Genomic DNA, 19,917 nt, shown 5'->3' on the forward strand with positions numbered 1-19,917 from the left:
TGAACGATCAGCTTAAGGTTTTGGCGGTTGGATAACGTAGTGTAAGCGTGTTGAAAAGCGTTACGTATTCAGTTTAAAGTAAAAAAAGAGGTACCGAAGTGCAGGACTCCGGTACCTCCGGACGTATTGTTTAGAAGCTTGGTGTCAGAGCGGCTTCAACAGCAGGCAGACCGTAGTAATCATCAAGTACTGTGAACGCGTTTGGTGGCGGAACGGCTCCTTTCGGGAAGTAATAATCCTGTGGATTCGCCTTCACTTTAGCGCCATACGCGCCAATGATCTCTTTCACACGACCGGTACGTGTCAAATCGAACCAGCGCTTGTTTTCGAAGGCCAGTTCAACACGGCGCTCTTTGAAGATAGCTTCCCGCATCGTAGCCTGCGACGCAGCAGTAGTAGCGGCCAGGCCAGCACGGGTACGTACCTGATTCAAATACGTAGCGGCATCGGCTGTTTTGCCCTGCTCGTTCAACGCTTCCGCCATAAATAGCAGCACTTCAGCGTAACGATAAACAGGCCAGTTCTGACCGGTATTCTGGTTCAGTGAGTGCGTGCGAGCGTACTTCTTGATGTACGGATAGGTTTTGTTTTCGCGCAGGCTCTGGCTCAACGTAACGTAGCCAATCGAGATGTCTTTCCGTTTATCGCCTGGTTCGTAAGCTGCAATAAGATCCGGTGTCGGAATATTATTGCTTTCCTGCGACGTAGGCTGTGGATTCGACACACCAACAATCGGCGCTATCTCAGTAGCGGTAATTGGAGAAGGCAGGAAGCGGTAAATCTGGTTGCCGTTGTAGCCTGCCGAACCTTCCATGTACTGAATCTCAAATACCGACTCCTGATTGTTCTTGTTCGTGCTGGTAAACGAGAACGCGTTGTTGTAGTCAGGCATCAGCATATAACCATCGTTGGTTATTACGTCTTTCACCAGCGTTTCGACCTGTGCCCATTTTTTTTGAGTCAGATACAGGTTGGCCAACAACGTTTTAGCCGCTCCCGACGTAGCACGCCCAGCTTCCTGTTTGGCCTTGTTCGGTAACAGTTTGCTCGCTTCCGTAGCATCTTTTTCGATTTGCGCGTAAATCTCCTCGGTCGACGATAGCGGAGCGGCTGCGTCATTACGTCCCGTGATTGGCGTTAAGTGCAAGGGCACCTTACCAAATAACCGAACGAGATCAAAGTAAGCGAATGCTCTCAGGAACAGCGCCTGACCTTTCTGGTTGTTCTTGTTGTCGGGACTTGCGAACGTAACACCGTCGATCAGCGACAGAATCTGATTGGCCCGGGCAATGATTACGTAGTTTAACCGGTATTGAACCAGTACGTTATCGTTGGCAGTAACGCCACCCGCCGTTGGAACAGCAAAGTCTGCTACGTTCTCGGTTGGGTCAACCGCGCCGTACAACGTATTACGGGCGTAATATGTATTATCGGAGTGCATCTCCTCCAGAACCCATGCCCGTTCGTTGTACATCTGCCGGAACGGTACGTATGCGCCATTGACAGCCTGCTGGAAATCTGATTCAGTTTTGAAGAACGTAGCCGAACTCAACGCTGTTTCGGGCACTACGGTTAGAAAACTTTTGCCGCAACCGCTCAGGAGAACTCCCAGAAAGCAGGCTGCTATATATTTTATTTTCATTCTTTTAGCGAAGTAAGAATGTGAAAAAATAAGTTTGACGAACCTGTTTGCTTAGAAGTTAAAGTTAACACCTAGCGTGTAGGTACGTGGAACAGGATAGCTCGAGAAATCGACACCCTGGCTCAGGTTACCACCATCACCGTTACCATCGCCCTGTGCGCTGGTTTCCGGGTTAGGACCACCCCAATATTTCGTGAAAACGTACACCTGTTGCGCCGAAGCATACACACGAGCCGATTTGAAGAACTTGTTCAGCGCGCCGAACGTGTAACCCAGCGTTATGTTTTTAATGGTGAAGAACGACGCATCCGCCAGAAATTGGGTACTGTTCCAGTCGCGCTCGATACCGGTGAAGTTACCACCGTTGTTAGTGGCGCCAAACTGACCAGCGCCCGGCGTGATAACCGTTGTGGCAACACCGTTTGCATCGTTTTTAACCCGGAAACGGTCTTTTACACCTTCAACCATGTTGAACACGGCATCCAGGTTAGCGGTGCTATACAGGTGACGTACCCACAGTTGGTTGCCATACGAACCAGAGCCTGAAATCGAAAAATCGAAGTTGCCGTATTTCAAGTCGTTCGTGATACCATAGGTGAATTTCGGGAATGGGCTACCAATGATCGTCCGGTCATCAGCATCACCACCGTTCGTAATGACACCGTCGCCGTTGACATCCTTAAATTTGATCGTACCGATAGCCGAACGACCCGGAATGATGGGCGAGCTTTTGAGTTCTTCAGCACTCATGTAATAGCCTTGCTTCACCAAACCATAGAACTGACCGAACGGCTGACCAACCTGCGTGATGTGGAACGAACCATACACGCGGTCGATACCCGGAGCCAGCGCAACAACCTGGTTGCGGTTGAACGAGATGTTGGCATTCGTCGTCCACTTTAGTTTGCCTACCGTGTTTTTGGTCGTCAGCGAGAATTCATGACCCCAGAATTTGATTTCACCGATATTATCGTTGAAGTTCGTAAAGCCTGATTCCTGCGGAATCTGTACGGCGTAGAGCAGGTTCGTGGTACGTTTCGAGTAGAAATCGTAGATGAACTGAATCCGGTCGTTAAACAAGCCTAAATCCAAGCCCATGTCAAATTGCTTCGTTGTTTCCCAGCCCAGATTTGGGTTAGCCAGCGAGGTTACGACAGCACCCGTTGCTACGTTACCACCAAAAACAGCGTTGGTTGTGTTGTTTACCAACGCGTAAGAGGTATAGTTACCGATGTTGTTGTTACCAATTACACCATAGCTGGCACGTAGTTTGGCAAACGAAACCGGCAAAACGGTTTTCATGAAATCTTCGTCCGAAATTACCCAGCCAACCGAAGCCGATGGGAACGTACCGAACTGGTTGTTAGCACCGAAACGAGATGAACCATCAGCCCGGATAGCCGCCGTAAACAGGTATTTACCTTTGTAATTATACGTCAGACGAGACAGGTACGAAGACAACGTCCATTGGTTAATACCATTTTGGGTACCGCCCCGGTTGATGTTGAGCGCACCCTGAATGGTTGGTAGCCGGTCATCAGCATACGTATCAGCCTGAATACGGAAAAACTCCTGGCGGTACCACTGATTGGTAAAGCCAGCCAACAGTTCGAAGTTGTGATCGCCAAAACTACGCGTATACGTAGCCAGGTTTTCGTTCAGCCACGAGGTATTTTCCAGGCCTTGACGAATCGAAACGGCCGTGGTTGGAATCGGTACGTTAATAGCGCTGGTCGCCGTCGACGGGTTAAAGAAGAAGAATTTCGAGTTTTGATATTCGATGTTCATCGTCGAACGTAGCGACAATCCCGAAATCGGCCGGTACTGTACATAAGCGTTGGCCAGTAAGTTCGTATTCTTGGTTTCGTTGGTCAGCTCGTTGGCGGCCCGTACCCAGTTTGGATACTGGAAAATGTTACCGGTGCTGCCTGGGAACGTATTGACTTTAGTCAATTCACCATTGGCATCACGAATCGGCATCACCGGCCAGGTATGCAGCGCGTTAAACAGGATACCCGTTCCCCGGTCGCCGTCGGTACGTGGCGTATTGTCATAGACGTACGAAGGCGCTACGTTGAAACCGACCGTTATCCGATCTGACAAATTGTAGTTCGAATTCAGACGTAGCGAATAGCGTTTGTATTTGTTGTTAATGACAACACCTTCCTGGTGGAAAATGCCAGCTACCAGCGACGTATTGGCCTTGCCCGTATTGTTCGATACGCTCAGGTTATAGCTCTCAATGGGCGCGTCGCGGAGTACGGCATTGTACCAGTCGTTGTTTTTGCCTTCGTACTGCGCAGGATTCTGGAACTCAACCGGAACAGGCTGATTCTGATCTTCGTAATACTCTTTCTTGAATTGGGCAAACTGCACCGCGTCCAGCATTTTTACCCGGCCTTTCATCGGCACCGTCTGGGTACCCCGATAAGCGCTGAAGCTGATGTTGGTCTGGCCCGGCTTTCCTTTTTTAGTGGTAATCAGTACAACGCCATTGGCCGCCCGCGAACCGTACAACGACGTAGAAGCGGCATCTTTCAGGATAGAAAGGTCTTCGATCTCGTCGGGGTTAAGCTGAGCGATATCACCTGTAATCGGGAAACCGTCGATAACGTAGAGCGGGTTAGAACCAGCCGAAACCGACACCTGACCGCGAATACGAATGCTGATCCCCTGACCTGGCTTACCAGTCGTCTGGTTGATCTGCACACCCGCCAGGCGGCCCTGTAGTTTCTGACCAATCTGCGAAACCGGTAAATCTTTAATTTCTGCGGCACTTACGGTCTGTACGGCCCCCGTAATTTCCTTCTTCAGCTGGCTACCGTAACCTACAACTACTACCTCGTTCAACGTCTGATCATCGGGCGATATCGTAACGGATAGATTTGTCTGATTGCCCACAACCACTTCCTTGCTTGAGTACCCTACAAAGCTGAATACCAAGGTTGAACTGGCACCGGGTACCGTGATTCGGAAACTGCCTGAAGGATCGGTTGTTGTTCCTTGAGTGGTTCCTTTGATAACGACGCTCACACCGGGCAGTCCGCTTCCTTTTTCATCAACAACTTTCCCTGAGATGGGAATATCTGCCAGAGCATTAAGTCCCAACGCCAGCCCCGGTTTAACTACATGTTTGGCCAGTAATTGACCACTCTCCCCCTTACTCTCTTTCTGCAGAATTGATTTAAGTTCCTGAGCATAGGCAGGTGATAAGCCTGTCAGTAAACTCAGCGCTGCTAACTGATAGAGTCTTTTCATGATTTAGGATTTATAGATAGGATGGCACTAATGAATAGGCTTACAAAAAGCCAAAAGAGTAGCCAAATATTACCAGCTTTGCTCCCTCAACTTTCCTATACCTACCCAATTTTGGTATTATTTGACTAATTTTCTTGGAATTTTTAATATTAATTTCGCCGTATAAATCCCTTTGTCGCTTATAAATAGAAATTAGTTTATAAATATCTCATCGACTAACAGAAGCGCCCGATTTCCTTTATTTGAATGCCATTCTGGTAGCTTCTCAAGTGGTTTAGCAATAATTTTTAGATAAGATACTGTATGAGGTTTGAAGGTGCAGCCTATCGCTTTTAGAATCGGATTTTTATTATTTGTTGGCATAGTAGGTTGAGCAGTCCCAAGTAGCTGCATTCTGTCACGACTGTTACCTCCCCACACCTCAATCAGCGATGGCGGAAAGATGCTCGTTTCCGGTTCAATCATTGTCCGTAATTCAACCGACGTAACACTAATGGGCTTTTTAAACTCCGATACCAGCACCATATCATTCTTGCGTACGCCCAGCCAGTTGTTTGCCCAGGCCGGGCTATTGGCATTAAACGTACCCAGCTTGTGATCAAAGAATGACTTCACCCCTTCGGCCTGGTGCACCGGACTGAGTGGCAGTAATAATGTGGAACTATCAGGCTTGTAGGAGTTTTTATAATAATCGAACGTAGCAACAGGGCTACTTATCCACCCTTCTTTGTATGCCTTTGCTTTAATGGATTTGCTACCTGTAATGGCCATCTTGTTGTCCATCAGGGGCGACTTGATACTGTCGGGGTCAGTCCCATCAGTGGTATAACGTATCGTTACGCCTTTGACCGGGTGCCTCAACTGTATAATCGTTGATTGCGAGAAGATGGGCGAATTTTGTAATTGAGGTGGATTCAACCGTATCGGTTCGCTCTTGTCGCCGTTGAATCCGGCAATAAACTGGATACGCGGATACCTTTTCTGCAACTGACTGATTTCGGCATCGGTGAGACCAGTTTCCCAAAGGGCAACCGTTTTCAGATTTTTGAACGTAGCAATCTGATTTTTTAAATCCGCAAATTTTACTTGAGTGCCAGACAGCGCCAAACTTTCCAGATGCTGCAACGTAGCAAGCTTGTCCAATTCTTTACCCGTGATGTCCGTAAAGTTTATGTCGAGTTTTTGCAGATTTTCAAACTGGCTGATATGTTTCAGGTCAGCGTCATGAACAGGCATTTTATTCAGGTTCAGAGAAACGACCTGACTTTTGATAGGGCTAAGCTCCTGCAGTTTTTCGGGCGAATACGTCCCTTTGTTATACAGATTGACCGATAACGCGGGTGAATTTTTGGAGAGGGGCGCAATGGTCCGGTAATCGTTACTTAATTCCTGAATTGTTTCTTCGTCGGCGGCATCGAAAGCGAATACAGCCTCCGTTGCCTCTTTGGGCTCGAACAACGTAGTGGCCAGCATACGTAGCGAATCGGTAGCTGGTAGATCGACTACTTTTTTATTGAACTCAGCTCGGCCTTTTACCCAAAGCGCCAGCAATTTTATTTCGGTTGAAGTAAGCTGGGCCTTACCCGACGGCGGCATGTGTTTATTCTCGTCTACTGGCAAATGTATACGTCGGAGTAGTAAGCTGATTTCAGGCTTACCGGCTACGAATAAAGCCCCGCTTTTACCACCTTTGCGAATGGCTTCAGGGTCGTTCAGGGCCAGTTCGCCTTTTAGTTTATCAGGATTATGGCAACTGGTGCACTTTTGCTCAAAAATGGGTTTGATGACATCGTTAAAAACCACCGCTTGTTGAATATCAACCGGTTCCGAAGGCTGATTTTTGGTTAACGGAGCCAGTACGAAATCAGCGCCGTGCGTAATGGTGGCCCCATAATGTCCCGCCCCAAGTAAAATAACTCCCAAAACCACCGAACCCAGTTGGGCGACCGTCCGTGAATACCAGCGTTTGGGCTGTGCCCAATAAAGCAGCGCTCCCAGAAAGAACGTAGCGGCTCCCATCCATTTATGCCATTGAACGACCGAGCCCGTATAGCCATCCTCTTTCGCCAAAAACAGGCCCATTATGACCGTAATGGCCGCCAGTAACGTCCCGACGAGCAATAGATTTCTTGAAAAAACTCGGTAGGAGTCGTTGCCTGCGTAAGCCTTATAAAACCGAAAGGCTTCCATTAGCACGGCTAATAGCAACAACGTAATAGGAAAATGCAGCAGCAGCGGATGCATTCGTCCAATGGGTTGCAGCCAGACAGGTATTGCTATTCTATTCTCAAATACCAGCAAAAACAGAATAAACACTGCCGACGCAAACAGGCACTGTTCCGCTACATTGACTAACTTCTTCTGCATCTGACAACTGACTGAAATTTACAATTTTTGCTACGTAGCATTTTTTGTCATGCTGAGGAACAAATCATGACAAAAAATGCTACGTGGTATGCCTTGATTATTTAAGCAATAATATCGTGCACCACTTTGCCTGATACGTCGGTCAAGCGGTATCGACGTCCCAGATGTTTGAAAATCAGCTTCTCATGATTAAGCCCAAGCTGATTCAGTACTGTTGCCTGAAAGTCATGAACGTGTACGGGGTTACTCGCTACGTTGTAGCCAAATTCGTCGGTTTCTCCATACACGATGCCGGGTTTGATACCCCCGCCCGCCATCCAGATGGTGAAGCAACGCGGATGGTGGTCGCGACCATAATTTTCTTTGGTCAGTTTGCCCTGTGTATAGCTGGTACGTCCAAATTCTCCTCCCCAAATCACCAGCGTTTCATCCAGTAAACCGCGTTGTTTGAGGTCAGTAACCAAAGCTGCCGACGCCTGATCTACGTCTTTGGCCTGCTTGGCAATTTCGAAAGGCAGGTTGCCGTGCTGATCCCAGCCTTGGTGATATAATTGCACAAACCGGACTCCGTTTTCTGACAGCTTGCGGGCCAGCAGGCAGTTGGCGGCAAACGTACCAGGAACCAGACAGTCAGGTCCGTAGAGCTTGATAATGTCATCGGGCTCTTTCGACAAATCCATCACTTCGGGTACGGCGGTCTGCATGCGGTAGGCCATTTCGTACTGCTTCACTTTAGCCATAATTTCCGGATCACCGAACTCCTGGTAACCCAATTCGTTCAGTTGTGCCAGATTATCAAGCATATCCCGACGAGCTTTCCGATCCATACCTTCAGGGTCGCGGAGGTAAAGAACGGGGTCTTCGCCTTTGCTGAACTGAACACCCTGGTGAATCGAATCCAGAAACCCATTCGACCACAGTTTAGAATACACGCCCTGCCCATTACCGATTCCGCGAGATAGCAGCACCGTAAAATTGGGTAGGTTCTTGTTTTCGTTACCCAATCCGTAACTCAACCAGGAACCCATACTCGGTCGGTTGCCCTGCTGCGAACCTGTTTGCAGAAATGTAAGTGCCGGGTCGTGGTTGATGGCTTCGGTGTACATTGATTTAACAATGCATAAATCGTCCACCACTTTCGCCGTATACGGCATCAGATCACTTACCCAAGCCCTTGATTGACCATACTGCTTGAAATCAACGAAGGAGCCAACCAGCGGAAACTCTTTTTGGTTAGCTGTCATACCGGTCAGGCGTTGGGTTCCCCGAACGGACGACGGAATTTCTTGCCCCCACATTTCCCGTAGTTTCGGCTTGTAGTCAAATAGTTCCTGCTGCGACGGTGCACCATTTTGAAACAGGTAGATTACCCGTTTCGCCTTTGGGGCAAAGTGCGGCATACCGGGAGTAAAGGTTTCGTCATCGGCACTACTACCACCGAACAAATCGGGGATCAGCAACGACCCCAAGGCGGCACTGCCCAAGCCCAAACTCAGGCGGGACAGAAAGCGACGCCGGTTAAAATTCAGCCCGTGTTCTAAGATTTCCTTCTCCATAGCGTTCAGGACTTGGTGATTGTTTCTTCGAGATTATAAATGGTTGAGACAATGCGCATCAGAGCAGCCAGTTGAACCTTATCGATTTGTTTCGGGATGGGGTATTCGCCAACGGCCAGTGCCTTGTCTGCGCTCATTTTATTCAATTCTTTCAGCTCTTTATCGTAGTAAGCGCTCAATACCGACACTTCCTTCTCCTTAGGCTTTCGGCTCACAATCAGTCTGAACGCTTTGCTAATCTTATCGTCAATGCCTGTTTTTTCTTCCAGGAGCTTGGCGGCCAGCACGCGTGATGCTTCCAATACGGTTGGGTCGTTGAGCATGATAAGCGCTTGTAGGGGCGTATTGGTTTTTAGTCGTCTAACCTCACACAGATCGCGGTTGCTGGCATCGAAAATGGCCATCGACGGGGGCGGAACGGTGCGTTTAATAAGCGTATACATTCCCCGACGGTACAATTTGTCTCCGTGGTCCTGCACGTACATCGACAGCAGCCCCCGCCCCGACGTAGCACCTTCCCACAAACCGGGCGGCTGATACGGTTTGACGCTTGGTCCACCGATTTGTCGGTTTAATAATCCGCTGCTGCTAAGGACTAAATCGCGCACGAATTCAGCATCAACCCGGTAACGTGGCCCACGAGCCAGGTATTTGTTATCAGGGTCAGCCTGAAGTTTTTCGGGCGTGATAACAGCCGATTGTCGATACGTAGCAGAGGTGACCATCTGCTTCACCAGCCGCTTAATATCCCAGCCATGCTCTCTAAAATCGACAGCTAGCCAATCAAGTAGTTCAGGATGTGTGGGTAGTTCGCCCTGCATCCCGAAATCGCCAGCGGTTTTTACAATTCCTTTTCCAAAAAACTGTTGCCACAACTGATTGACGTAAACGCGCGCCGTCAGTGGGTTTTTCGGGTCGAACATCCACTTCGTCAGGCCAAGTCGGTTTTTAGGATAGCTTTCGTTAAACGGCAGAATCGAGCTGGGCGTACCGGGTTGTACTTCATCGCCGGGCGCATCATAAGCCCCTCGTTTCAGCAGAAAAGTTTTCCGCGTAGTGTCCAGGTCGGCCATGACCGAGACGATTAATTTATTGGTATCCCGCTTATTGACAAACGACAGAATGTCCTTTATGTCTTCATCGCAGATTTGCATCAGCGGCTTCTTGGCATACGTATCAGGTCCGCCAATGACGGATTCGATGCCGATTTCCTTTACGTTGTTAAAAAAAGCAAACAACCGGTAATATTCTTTCTGGGAAAAAGGGTCGTATTTGTGATCATGGCAGTGTGCGCACTCCATCGTGACGCCGAGTAGTCCTTTCCCAAATAAATCCGTCCTATCTGTTACGTAGCCAATCCGGTACTCTTCGGGAATAACCCCGCCTTCTTCGGTAATTTTGTGATTTCGGTTAAAACCGGTTGCCAGCATTTGCTCTTTTGATGCCGTGCCGGGGCCGCTCCAGCCGTTCGGACTTTTCAGGAAGTCGCCCGCCAACTGCCACGTAACGAAATCGTTGTAATGCATATTGGTGTTGTAGGCATGAATCACCCAGTCGCGCCAGGGCCATTGTGTGCGGTAGCCATCATCCTGGTATCCATGCGAATCCGCGTAACGCGCTATATCAAGCCAGTGAACCGCCATTTTCTCGCCATACGCCGGATTTTTCATCAATTGGTCGACTGCTTTCTCATAAGCGTTATCGCTGTTATCAGCCATGAACTGCTCCATGAGTTCCAGGCTGGGGGGCAAACCCGTCAGGTCCAGGCTTACCCGACGTAGCAGACGTTCTTTATCCGCTTCTTCATTGGGCGATAACCCTTTCTGCTCCTGCTTTGCCAGAATGAAATGATCGATTTCATTCTTCGGCCAATCTTCATTGTCGATTTCGGGTAGTTCTGGCTTTTTCGGAGCGACGAACGCCCAGTGTTTCTCATACGTAGCGCCCTGCTTAATCCACTTCTCAATCAGATTGATTTCGCGAGCGTTAAGTTTCAGCCCCGAATTAATGGGTGGCATCAGCGCCGACGTATCCTGCGACGAAATCCGGAGAAATACTTCCGATAATTCAGGTTTTCCAGCCACCAAAGCGTGCGCTCCCGGATGCTCCTTCAGTACGTTGAATGCACTTTCAGGATCATCGAGCCGTAGACCAGCTTTACGTTTGTTGGCATCGGGCCCATGACAGGCCAGACACTTATCCGACAAAATAGGCCGAATGTCGAAGTTATAGCTGATTTGGTCGGGCAAGGCCTCTTCCTCCGCCTGATTCGACGAATGAGTCGTGCAGGATTGACCGTACCAGACGAGGGTAGCCAGTGATAGAGTTAGATAAAGAAGGTTTTTTTGCATATGAAATGTTGATCATGAGGGAGTTGTATAGTTATAAAGTTGCGATTCCACGCCGGGGCGAACACATTCACAACAACTTTACAACCCTATAACCTTAGAACTCCTCTGCCTTTATGCTAGCAAATCCATAACGGCTTTCCCTTTGCCGTCGGGTGTTGTATAAAAGGGCCGTTTTTCTACTTCATACTGAGTATCGGGAGCAATGCCCAGTGCATGGTAAATCGTCTGGTGGATACCGTCTATATGCACCGGATTCTCGATGGTTTTGCAGGGACGTTCATCAGCGGTTTTCCCGTACACAAACCCTTTTTTGATACCTCCGCCGAACATCAGCATCGAACAACCGTCCGTAAAGTGACGGTGCATGCCGTAGAATTTCATATCGGATAGAATCTCAGGCTGTTTTACCTGCTCTTTTACTTTCGCATCGGGCCGCCCTTCAACCATCATATCACGACTGAATTCACTGGCCAGCACAATCAGCGTCCGGTCTAGATGGCCGGATTTTTCCAGATCTAATATCAATTGGGCAATAGGACCATCAATCTGGCATTTCATATCGGCCAGTCGTGTATGGCCATTCTCGTGCGTATCCCATCCTTTAAAGGGTTCATATTCAGTTGTTACGCTGATAAAACGCGCGCCTTGTTGCGTCAGACGACGGGCCAATAGACACCCTAACCCAAAACGACCGGTGTTATAGCGCTCATAGATATGCTTCGGCTCCGTGCTTAGGTCAAACGCCTTCGCTTCCGGCGAATTTAAAAGCCGATACGCCTGCTCCATCGAACGACGTAGTGACTCCTTCTGGTAATCGCTGCCAAACTCACCGACGGGACTGTTGCTGATGAGTTCATTGTAGAGTTGATTTCTTCGCTCAAACCGGCGGGCATCCATGCCAATCGGTGGACGAACACTTTCCAGCCCCTGACTAGGGTCAGGAATGAAGAACGGACCGAATTCATTACCCAGAAAACCAGCCGTGTGGAATGCTTTTAATTCTTCTGCCTCACCAACCGTAAATCGCTGACCAATGTCAATAAACGCTGGTATTACCGGATTTTTCGGTCCTAGTTCTTTCGCAATCCACGAGCCCATATGCGGAGCGGCAACCGTCTGTGGTGGTTCGTAACACGTATGCCAATGGTACTGATGGCGCGAGTGTAGAATAAAACCCATGTCGGCCGCTACGTAGGAACGTATCAGTGTGCCCCGATCCAGTACGTTTCCAATTGACTGAAGCCCTTCCGAAAAGTGGATGCCATCGAGTTTTGTCGGCATGGATTTGAACGTACTAAGCACCCGATTGCCCTCCATATCTTTCTCGAAAGGCGTATATCGTTTGGGGTCAAAAGTTTCGGTGTGGGCCATACCACCCGCCATCCAGAGCAGAATGACCGTATCGGCGGTGCCACGTTGACCGGCTTTACTACTTGTACAACTTGAGAGTAAACTTGGAACAGGAGCGCCAGCCGCCAGAGCCGCTAACGTAGCAGCGCTGGTTTTTTGAAGAAATTCCCGCCGATTCCATTTATAATTCATAGCGTTACGATGTGTTTAACGTAGCGCGAGCTTCCATTGCAGGGGAAACCGCGCATTATCTAATAAATCAATTGAAATTCAGGGTGAATAGCCATTGCCCAAACCAAATCCTGAATGCCTTCCACACTTGGCGTTTTACCCAGAATTTTCTCGGCCACGGCTATTTCTTTTGGTTGCGGGTCGCGGCCCAGCGATTTTCGATAAAGCTCTTTCACCAGTACGTCCGACGTCGGGTATTTCGCTTTCCAGATTTCAGCACCGCGTTTTAGCGCTTCGTTGAACGTAGTACCGTTGGTTAGTTCGAGTGCTTGAAGCAAATTGGCTTGCGACGTACGGCTGGTACTTACCGTTTCCCGATTCGGACGGCCCAAAGCGGTTAAGAATCGGTCGTTTTTCACCAGCGATGCCCGCGAGAACGGAACCTCTTTTTGAATAGTAGGTGGTAACATTTTCACCAGCGACGTATCCTGATAAATCGGATTAAACGCCAGACTTACGGCATCAGCAAATTGCTCGGCAGTCAGGCGCCGACGTACCATACCCTGGAACACAAACGTAGGAGCCGTTACTAAATCAGCATCCTTGATACCTACGGAAGGCAGTTGATACGTTTTCGACGTAGTGATGGTATAAATCAGCTTCTTGATGTCGTAGCCGTTCTGCACGAAATCATACGCCAGCCAATCCAGCAAATCCTGGCTCCAGGGCTCGTTGTCCATTACGTCGACGGGTTCCACAATTCCCCGGCCCATCAACTGCGCCCAGACCCGGTTCACCAACGTACGATACAGCCGACCATCTTTTGGCTGTACCAGAAAATCAGCCAGTTCGCGAAGGCGTTTTTCGGTAGGCGCGTCGATATCAATTTGCCCTAATTCTTTGTACAAAATCCGCCGACCGGCCATTTTTCCTGTTGGTTTGTCGCAGCGGTGGATCTCTAACGTAGTGTCGGCGAAAACATTAGCAAAGGCGTAGGCATCGTCCAGTTTCCAGTCGCTGATGAAGCTGTCGTGGCAGGAAGCGCACTTGAGGTTCAGGCCAAGCATGACCTGTGCTACGTTCTGAGCGGCCTGCATTTCAGTACGTTGGCTTGAGTTGATGGTGCCCCGCCATTTGATGCCTTTGATAAATCCTTCCGATTCTTTGTTAGGGCTAATCAACTCGCGGACAAACCAGTTATACGGCTTATTCTTCTTCAGCGACGCATACAACCATTTCGTAATATCGTAGCGTCCACCGGTAATATAACCTGTTCCGGTATAGTCGTTACGTAGCGCGTCGTTCCAGAAAGTGAGCCAGTGCTGGGCGTAATCTTCATTTCGATTCAACAGATTTTTAACCAGCGTTTCGCGTTTGTCAGTACGTTTATCCGCTACAAAATCGTCAATTTGTTTCGGCGTCGGCAGCAGTCCGACAATGTCCAGATAAACCCGGCGCTGGTACGTCCGGTCGTCGACAACCGTCTTCCAATTAATTTTATTCTTCTGGAAATACGCGTTAACCAGTCGATCCACCGGATTAGTAATATCGGCTGTAGCGGGCGGCAAATCGGGCAAGCGTGGAGCCAGGTCGGCTACCCGGTATAGACTTTTCTCGGGGCCACTCGGCCAGGGTGCCCCCGCTTTTATCCAGAATGACAGCAATGCTACTTCTTTCTCGGTGAGCCGTTTACCTTTGGTTGGCATCGCTTCCTTATCATCGGCAGGAAGCATAATCCGACGCATCATTTCACTGTCGTCGGGATGGCCCGGCTTCAGAATTGCGCCGTGCTCACCGCCTTTAAAAATCAGCTCTTTTTTGTCGAGCCTGAGTTCGCCTTTGGTTTTAGTTGCGCTGTGACAGCTATAACAGTTGTGCGCCAGAATCGCCCGAACTTCCAGATTCAGGTCCTGAACCTGCTTGTCGGTGAGCGGCTGGCTTGTGTTGACGCTGGCAAAAGCAAAATTGGTTTCGCCACCTTCGGGGCTTTTCGGTTTATTACCCGGCAAAACGCTGGTCAGGTAATCTTCGCCGTGGGTAAGTAAAGCACCATAATGGCCTGCCAACGTAACACCCAACACCGTTGTAATGAGCAGGCTGCGGTAAACAGCGACACGTCCGGAATGTAACGCCAGTACGGTGAGAATAGCCAGTACCATTGTAGCCAATCCCGACCACTGGTGAATAGTAACCGTGCTACCTTCGTAATCCTCCCCGTTTTTGAGTATTAATCCGAGAATAACGGCAACAACGGCGCTGACGGTGCCAATCCACAGCATCGCCGTAACGCCTACTCTGAATTGATTCGATTTACGGTACCAGTCAGCGACTTCCAGCAGTAGAGCGATGCAAAGCAAGCTAACCGGAAAATGAACAAAGAGCGGGTGTAAGCGGCCTAAAAACTGCCAAAGCCAAAAAGATTCTGCAATTATTGTCACTACGAAAAGAATTTGTTATCAGTAGACGTATTACTTTCATATGATTTTTCAGCACGAATCTAAGTTAAGACAACATCGATCCGTGCTGAAAAGTGCCTGATTAAGAACTATTTAATCCATTTTATTGGTATCCGGGGTTTTGTGTGAGCTTATTATTGATCAAAATTTGGGGCGCTGGAACCGGTAAATAGTATTCATAATCGCTGTAAACGTAATCCTGCGCGTTAAACGCAATACCTCCCCGATCTACAGTCGGTTTTGCCTTTTCTTTCGCTCCCTTCGCATTCATATAAGCTGCCAGTTCGGCGGGTGTCATGGTCCGTCTGAGGTCGAACCAGCGATGGTTTTCGAAGGCTAATTCTACACGACGTTCCTGCAAAACGGCTGTTTTGAAGGCAGCTTTATCCGTTATCGCCAGGTCTTTCAGTCCAGCCCGTTTACGAACCTGATTCACGTAACCAAGTGCTTCCGTTGTTGGTCCTGATTGCTCGTTAATGGCTTCGGCCATCATTAGCAATACGTCGGCATACCGAAGCACCGGCCAGTTATTATCAGTACGTCCGGTGATGGTGTGCGGATACGTAAACTTGATGACGTACGGAATAGGAACCACTGTGCCATTGAGCGTATAACTGGTTTTCAGCGAGGCATCTTTGCGTAAATCGCCCGGTTCGTAGGCTGCAATCATGTCGTTGGTCGGAATGTTACGTCCGCCAGGTGTTGTGTTGGCAAATCCGGTTACGGCAGCACCCGACAACCGGGGAGCAAATGTGTAGGCAAACGTACTCCACTCGCCTAAATCGTTACCACCCTGATACTGAACTTCAAAAATTGATTCGGGGCCGTTCTTTTTGGCTGGATTGAAATTGTCGGAATAAACCGCGTTCAGCGAATAGCCCGTAACCTGTTTCAACGTAGTGACAGCCTCGGCGTACTTCTTTTGCGTCAGATACACTTTGCCCAGCAAGGCCAGAGCAGCTCCTTTGGTGGCCCTGCCCAACTGAGCCGCCGGATACGTAGCAGGCAAAGCCGCAATGGCTTCGGTCAGGTCTTTTTCAATCTGTTTCCAGACATCAGCCTGCGGAGAACGTACCAGATCAAATGCCTGGTTCGGGTTAGTTAGTGTTGACGTAGTAAGCACTACGTCGCCAAAGTACTGAACCAGATGAAAATAAAAATAGGCTCTCAGAAACTTTAACTGGCCTTCGATGGGCGCTTTTGTAGCTGCATCGAGTGTACTGCTACTCAGTTTTTCCAATGTATAATTGTCATTGTAGAGCGCCTGATAATAGAGGTTCCACATGTTGGCAATTTCGCCATTGCCTTGATTAACAGTAGAAAACTCGAATGCTTCCCAACCGGCGGCCCCCCCTCGGTCGAGCGGGTTGAAATCGAGTGTAGTGTTATCCGATGTGAACTCCTGGAAAATATAGGCCGAGTTCGTTATCGTTTGTAGTAACCCGTAAACACCGCTCAAGGCCTGCTGAAACTGTGTTTCATTTTTATAGAACAGGTCTGTACCAATTCGGGTAGGGTCGGTTGTTACCAGATAGTCATCTTTGCATGAAAACTGAGTCAGGCAAAGAAAAAAGGTGAAAGCAAGTGTTATCTTTTTCATTGTCTGTATCGATTAGAAGCTAAGTTTGATTCCGGCAGCCATCGTTCTTGGAACTGGGTATGACTCATCGTCATTGTTCGGCTCAGTGGTGCTACGTACGCCCGCATCGGGGTTGTTACCCGGATACTTTGTGAAAATAAACAGGTTGTTACCCGTTACGAAAATTCGGGCATTGCTCAGAATCGATTTGAATTTTGGGAAATTATAGCCAATTGTAATGGTTTTCAGCCAGGTGTAGCTACCATCGTATACGTAGCGATCGCTGCTTTCCCGCGACCATTTGAAGTAACTCGTGCCGCCCTGTGAGTGTACGTCGCTCGGGTTTGTACCCGGATTCGACGCCGAACGCCAGCGGTCTTTCGCTTTATCCAGTACGTTGAATACGCCGTCCATATTCATCGTTGAGGCTTCAATATTCCGGTAGATGTCGAAGTCCTGCGTACCGAGGAACATTACGTTGAAATCGAAATTTTTGTAGTCGCCGGCAAAGGTCCACGCCCACGTAAAGGCCGGGTTTGGGTTACCGATTTCAACCATGTCCTGCGTATCGTACGAAATTACGCCATCGCCCGTAGCATCCAGAAACTTCATACCACCCGGAATTACGCCGTCCTGCTTGGGAGCGGCATCAATTTCGGCCTGTGTATTGAAAATGCCGAGTTTCTTATATCCGTAAATCATCCCAACCGGGCGCCCCACTTTCTGTACGTTATAGCCCCCATAAAAACTACCGTAGTACAGTGCGTCGTTCGGGCCTTTAATGGCCAGAATTTTATTCCGGTTGAAGCTGATATTCGCATTAGTGCGGAAGTTGACCTGACCAAAATTTGTCCGGAATTCACCGCCAATTTCAAGACCTTCGTTCTTCACTTTACCAATGTTATCCAACGCCGTAGTAAAGCCCGAAACTGCCGGAATCGAAACAGGCAGTAACATGTCATTGGTTATTTTATTATAATACTCAATATTGAATACCAACTTATTGTTAAACAAGCCTACATCAAGGCCGACATCAAGTTGATTTGATTTTTCCCATTTCAGGTTTGGGTTCGCAAAGGCACTTACGACCTTACCAGCCGAGAAAGCGTTCCCCAGAATGTAGTTGTTCGCGCTCACGAAGGCGAGACTGGGGTAGTTCCCAATCGTCTGGAAATCGTTATTACCGGTTACGCCATAACTTGTCCGAAGTTTTAATTCAGATAGCCAGGAAGTTTTAGGCATAAAGGGTTCTTCCGTAATACGCCAGCCTACCGACGCTGCCGGGAAATCACCGTATTTATTATTGGCTCCAAATCGCGAACTGCCCTCCCGACGATAAGAGGCAGAGAATAAATACTTGTCTTTAAACGAGTAATTGACCCGACCAATGAAGGCCAGCAATGACCAACCGAGCTCATAGGACGTAGACGACCGGATGGATGCCGAACCCAGGAACGGAACCAGGTCATCGGGAAAGGTATTGCCAGTGCCGGTAAAGCCCCGTACCTTCTCCTGCTGAGAGGTGTAGCCCAATAATACGTCGAAACTATGATTCACGCCTAGATCGGGCTTATACGTCAGCAATTGGTCGAGCGAGTAGTTCGTTAGCTCTTCCGTATTGTCGGTTTCAGTGGCAATCCGGGGAGGAGCGCCGGCTGTACCTGAAGCTACTGGCAGACCGATAGTCGATGGTACATATTCTTTATACGTATTGTTATTGAGTTTTACGTTCGCCGACGTTTTGAACTTGAAATTCCGCAGGAACGAAACTTCCACGAAAGCGTTGGTCAACAGATCCGAGATGTTCCGACGCCGGTAAACGTTCTCCAGTACGTAGAGCGGGTTCGGAAAACCGAATACGCCATCAACGCCATTAATATAAGGTATCAGCGAACCATCCGGATTGTAAGGCGTAGCGCGAGGGTCCATCAGCAACGCGCCACCAACCAGCGCACTACGTCCGTCGGTGTTCGCTAAGTTCTGACGGGTATACGTACCGTTGATGTTTAAGCCGACATTAATGAATTTGTTGACCTGACCACCCAGATTAGAACGTACCGAAATACGGTCGTAATTGGTTGTCTTAATTGTACCGTCTTCTTTATAATACCCAACCGATAGTAGCGCTTTGAGCGGTCCCGTACCCGACGAAATATTCAGGTTCAAATCAGAATACGGTGCATTTTTACGCATAATCAGGTCGAACCAATCCGTCGAATATTTGGTCTGTGCCGGATTTCGATAATTTTCGGGCACTTCGCTTTCCAAGGGCTCGCGGTTCTGAAGAATCCGAATCTGGTCCATGAAAATGTCTTTTTTAAACTGAGCGAATTCGACCCCGTTCAGCATTTTCACCCGTCGCGACATCGGTACGTTCTGCACACCATAGTCGAACGATAGATTGACGGCTACTTTCCCTTCCTTAGCCTGCCGGGTTGTTATCAGCACAACCCCGTTGGAGCCGCGTGCTCCGTAAATAGCGGTGGCAGCCGCATCTTTCAGTACCGTTACGTTCTCAATATCGTTCGGGTTTAAGTTTTGCCCCACCGACGTACCAACAACAAAACCGTCGATAACGTAGAGCGGGTTACTACCAGCCCCCAGCGAGCCAATACCCCGGACACGTACTTCAAAAACACCGCCCGGCGCACCGCTTTTTTGCTTCACTACAACGCCCGGTGCCCGTCCCTGTAGAATCTGGTTCGGGTTGTTGGCGGGCTGTGCGCCAATGTCGCGCATATTAATAACCGACACGGCCGACGTAATATCCTGTTTGCGTTGCGAACCGTACCCCACAACAACAACTTCATTCAACGTCTGATCGTCCGGGCTTAAACTAACCGTTAGGTTGGTTTGGTTACCGACTGTTATTTCCTGTTTTACGTAGCCTACGAAGCTGAAAACCAGCACCGTGTTTCCATTAGGAACCGATATTCTGAACGCGCCATTGCCATCTGTATTGGTTCCCTGAGTAGAGCCTTTGATGACAACACTTACCCCAGGTAACGTAACACCTTTATCGTCAGTTACTTTTCCAGTTACGGTAATATCGGCTGGCGCATCAACCGTAATGAGTTTTTCCATTTTAGGAACATAGCGAGCCATTACTTGGTCACCAGATGCCTGTAAATTGGGCCTTGGTTGTTGTGCATAAACGTTTAAGCAACTTGCTAGTGCGCTTAACGTC

General features: G+C 48.8%; 9 protein-coding genes. All 9 read right to left on the minus strand.

Annotated elements, in window-relative coordinates; genetic code table 11:
• Positions 1–130: 130 nt before the first annotated feature.
• The 9 genes from ACYVF1_RS21315 to ACYVF1_RS21355 all read right to left on the minus strand — a co-directional run bounded on the left by ACYVF1_RS21315 (position 131) and on the right by ACYVF1_RS21355 (position 19,814).
• Complete coding sequence (locus tag ACYVF1_RS21315; RefSeq protein ID WP_461082633.1) at positions 131–1,642, minus strand: RagB/SusD family nutrient uptake outer membrane protein; 1,512 nt, start codon at positions 1,640–1,642, stop codon at positions 131–133.
• A 51-nt stretch (positions 1,643–1,693) separates the two neighbouring features.
• Positions 1,694–4,900: a SusC/RagA family TonB-linked outer membrane protein gene (locus ACYVF1_RS21320; RefSeq protein WP_461082635.1), complete on the minus strand. Its 3,207-nt coding sequence runs from the start codon at positions 4,898–4,900 to the stop codon at positions 1,694–1,696.
• A 192-nt stretch (positions 4,901–5,092) separates the two neighbouring features.
• Positions 5,093–7,267, minus strand: a complete 2,175-nt coding sequence (locus ACYVF1_RS21325; protein ID WP_461082637.1) for a c-type cytochrome domain-containing protein — start codon at positions 7,265–7,267, stop codon at positions 5,093–5,095.
• A gap of 101 nt (positions 7,268–7,368) precedes the next feature.
• Positions 7,369–8,823, minus strand: coding sequence for a DUF1501 domain-containing protein (locus ACYVF1_RS21330; RefSeq protein WP_461082639.1), 1,455 nt, complete (start codon positions 8,821–8,823; stop codon positions 7,369–7,371).
• A gap of 5 nt (positions 8,824–8,828) precedes the next feature.
• Positions 8,829–11,174, minus strand: a complete 2,346-nt coding sequence (locus ACYVF1_RS21335) for a PSD1 and planctomycete cytochrome C domain-containing protein (RefSeq protein WP_461082641.1) — start codon at positions 11,172–11,174, stop codon at positions 8,829–8,831.
• A 111-nt stretch (positions 11,175–11,285) separates the two neighbouring features.
• Positions 11,286–12,716, minus strand: a complete 1,431-nt coding sequence (locus ACYVF1_RS21340) for a DUF1501 domain-containing protein (protein WP_461082643.1) — start codon at positions 12,714–12,716, stop codon at positions 11,286–11,288.
• A 59-nt stretch (positions 12,717–12,775) separates the two neighbouring features.
• Positions 12,776–15,133, minus strand: coding sequence for a DUF1549 domain-containing protein (locus ACYVF1_RS21345; RefSeq protein ID WP_461082645.1), 2,358 nt, complete (start codon positions 15,131–15,133; stop codon positions 12,776–12,778).
• Between the two features lie 121 nt (positions 15,134–15,254).
• Positions 15,255–16,751 carry a RagB/SusD family nutrient uptake outer membrane protein gene (locus ACYVF1_RS21350; RefSeq protein WP_461082647.1) on the minus strand — a complete coding sequence of 499 codons (1,497 nt, stop codon included), beginning with the start codon at positions 16,749–16,751 and terminating at the stop codon, positions 15,255–15,257.
• Between the two features lie 12 nt (positions 16,752–16,763).
• Positions 16,764–19,814, minus strand: a complete 3,051-nt coding sequence (locus ACYVF1_RS21355; protein ID WP_461082649.1) for a SusC/RagA family TonB-linked outer membrane protein — start codon at positions 19,812–19,814, stop codon at positions 16,764–16,766.
• Positions 19,815–19,917: the final 103 nt, after the last annotated feature.

It is taken from the genome of Spirosoma flavus (genome assembly GCF_054778555.1).

Excerpts from the sequence above, each read along its gene's own strand:
- ACYVF1_RS21315 (WP_461082633.1), bottom strand. The coding sequence starts at position 1,642 with ATGAAAATAAAATATATAGCAGCCTGCTTTCTGGGAGTTCTCCTGAGC.
- ACYVF1_RS21320 (WP_461082635.1), bottom strand. The coding sequence starts at position 4,900 with ATGAAAAGACTCTATCAGTTAGCAGCGCTGAGTTTACTGACAGGCTTA.
- ACYVF1_RS21325 (WP_461082637.1), bottom strand. The coding sequence starts at position 7,267 with ATGCAGAAGAAGTTAGTCAATGTAGCGGAACAGTGCCTGTTTGCGTCG.
- ACYVF1_RS21330 (WP_461082639.1), bottom strand. The coding sequence starts at position 8,823 with ATGGAGAAGGAAATCTTAGAACACGGGCTGAATTTTAACCGGCGTCGC.
- ACYVF1_RS21335 (WP_461082641.1), bottom strand. The coding sequence starts at position 11,174 with ATGCAAAAAAACCTTCTTTATCTAACTCTATCACTGGCTACCCTCGTC.
- ACYVF1_RS21340 (WP_461082643.1), bottom strand. The coding sequence starts at position 12,716 with ATGAATTATAAATGGAATCGGCGGGAATTTCTTCAAAAAACCAGCGCT.
- ACYVF1_RS21350 (WP_461082647.1), bottom strand. The coding sequence starts at position 16,751 with ATGAAAAAGATAACACTTGCTTTCACCTTTTTTCTTTGCCTGACTCAG.
- ACYVF1_RS21355 (WP_461082649.1), bottom strand. The coding sequence starts at position 19,814 with ATGGAAAAACTCATTACGGTTGATGCGCCAGCCGATATTACCGTAACT.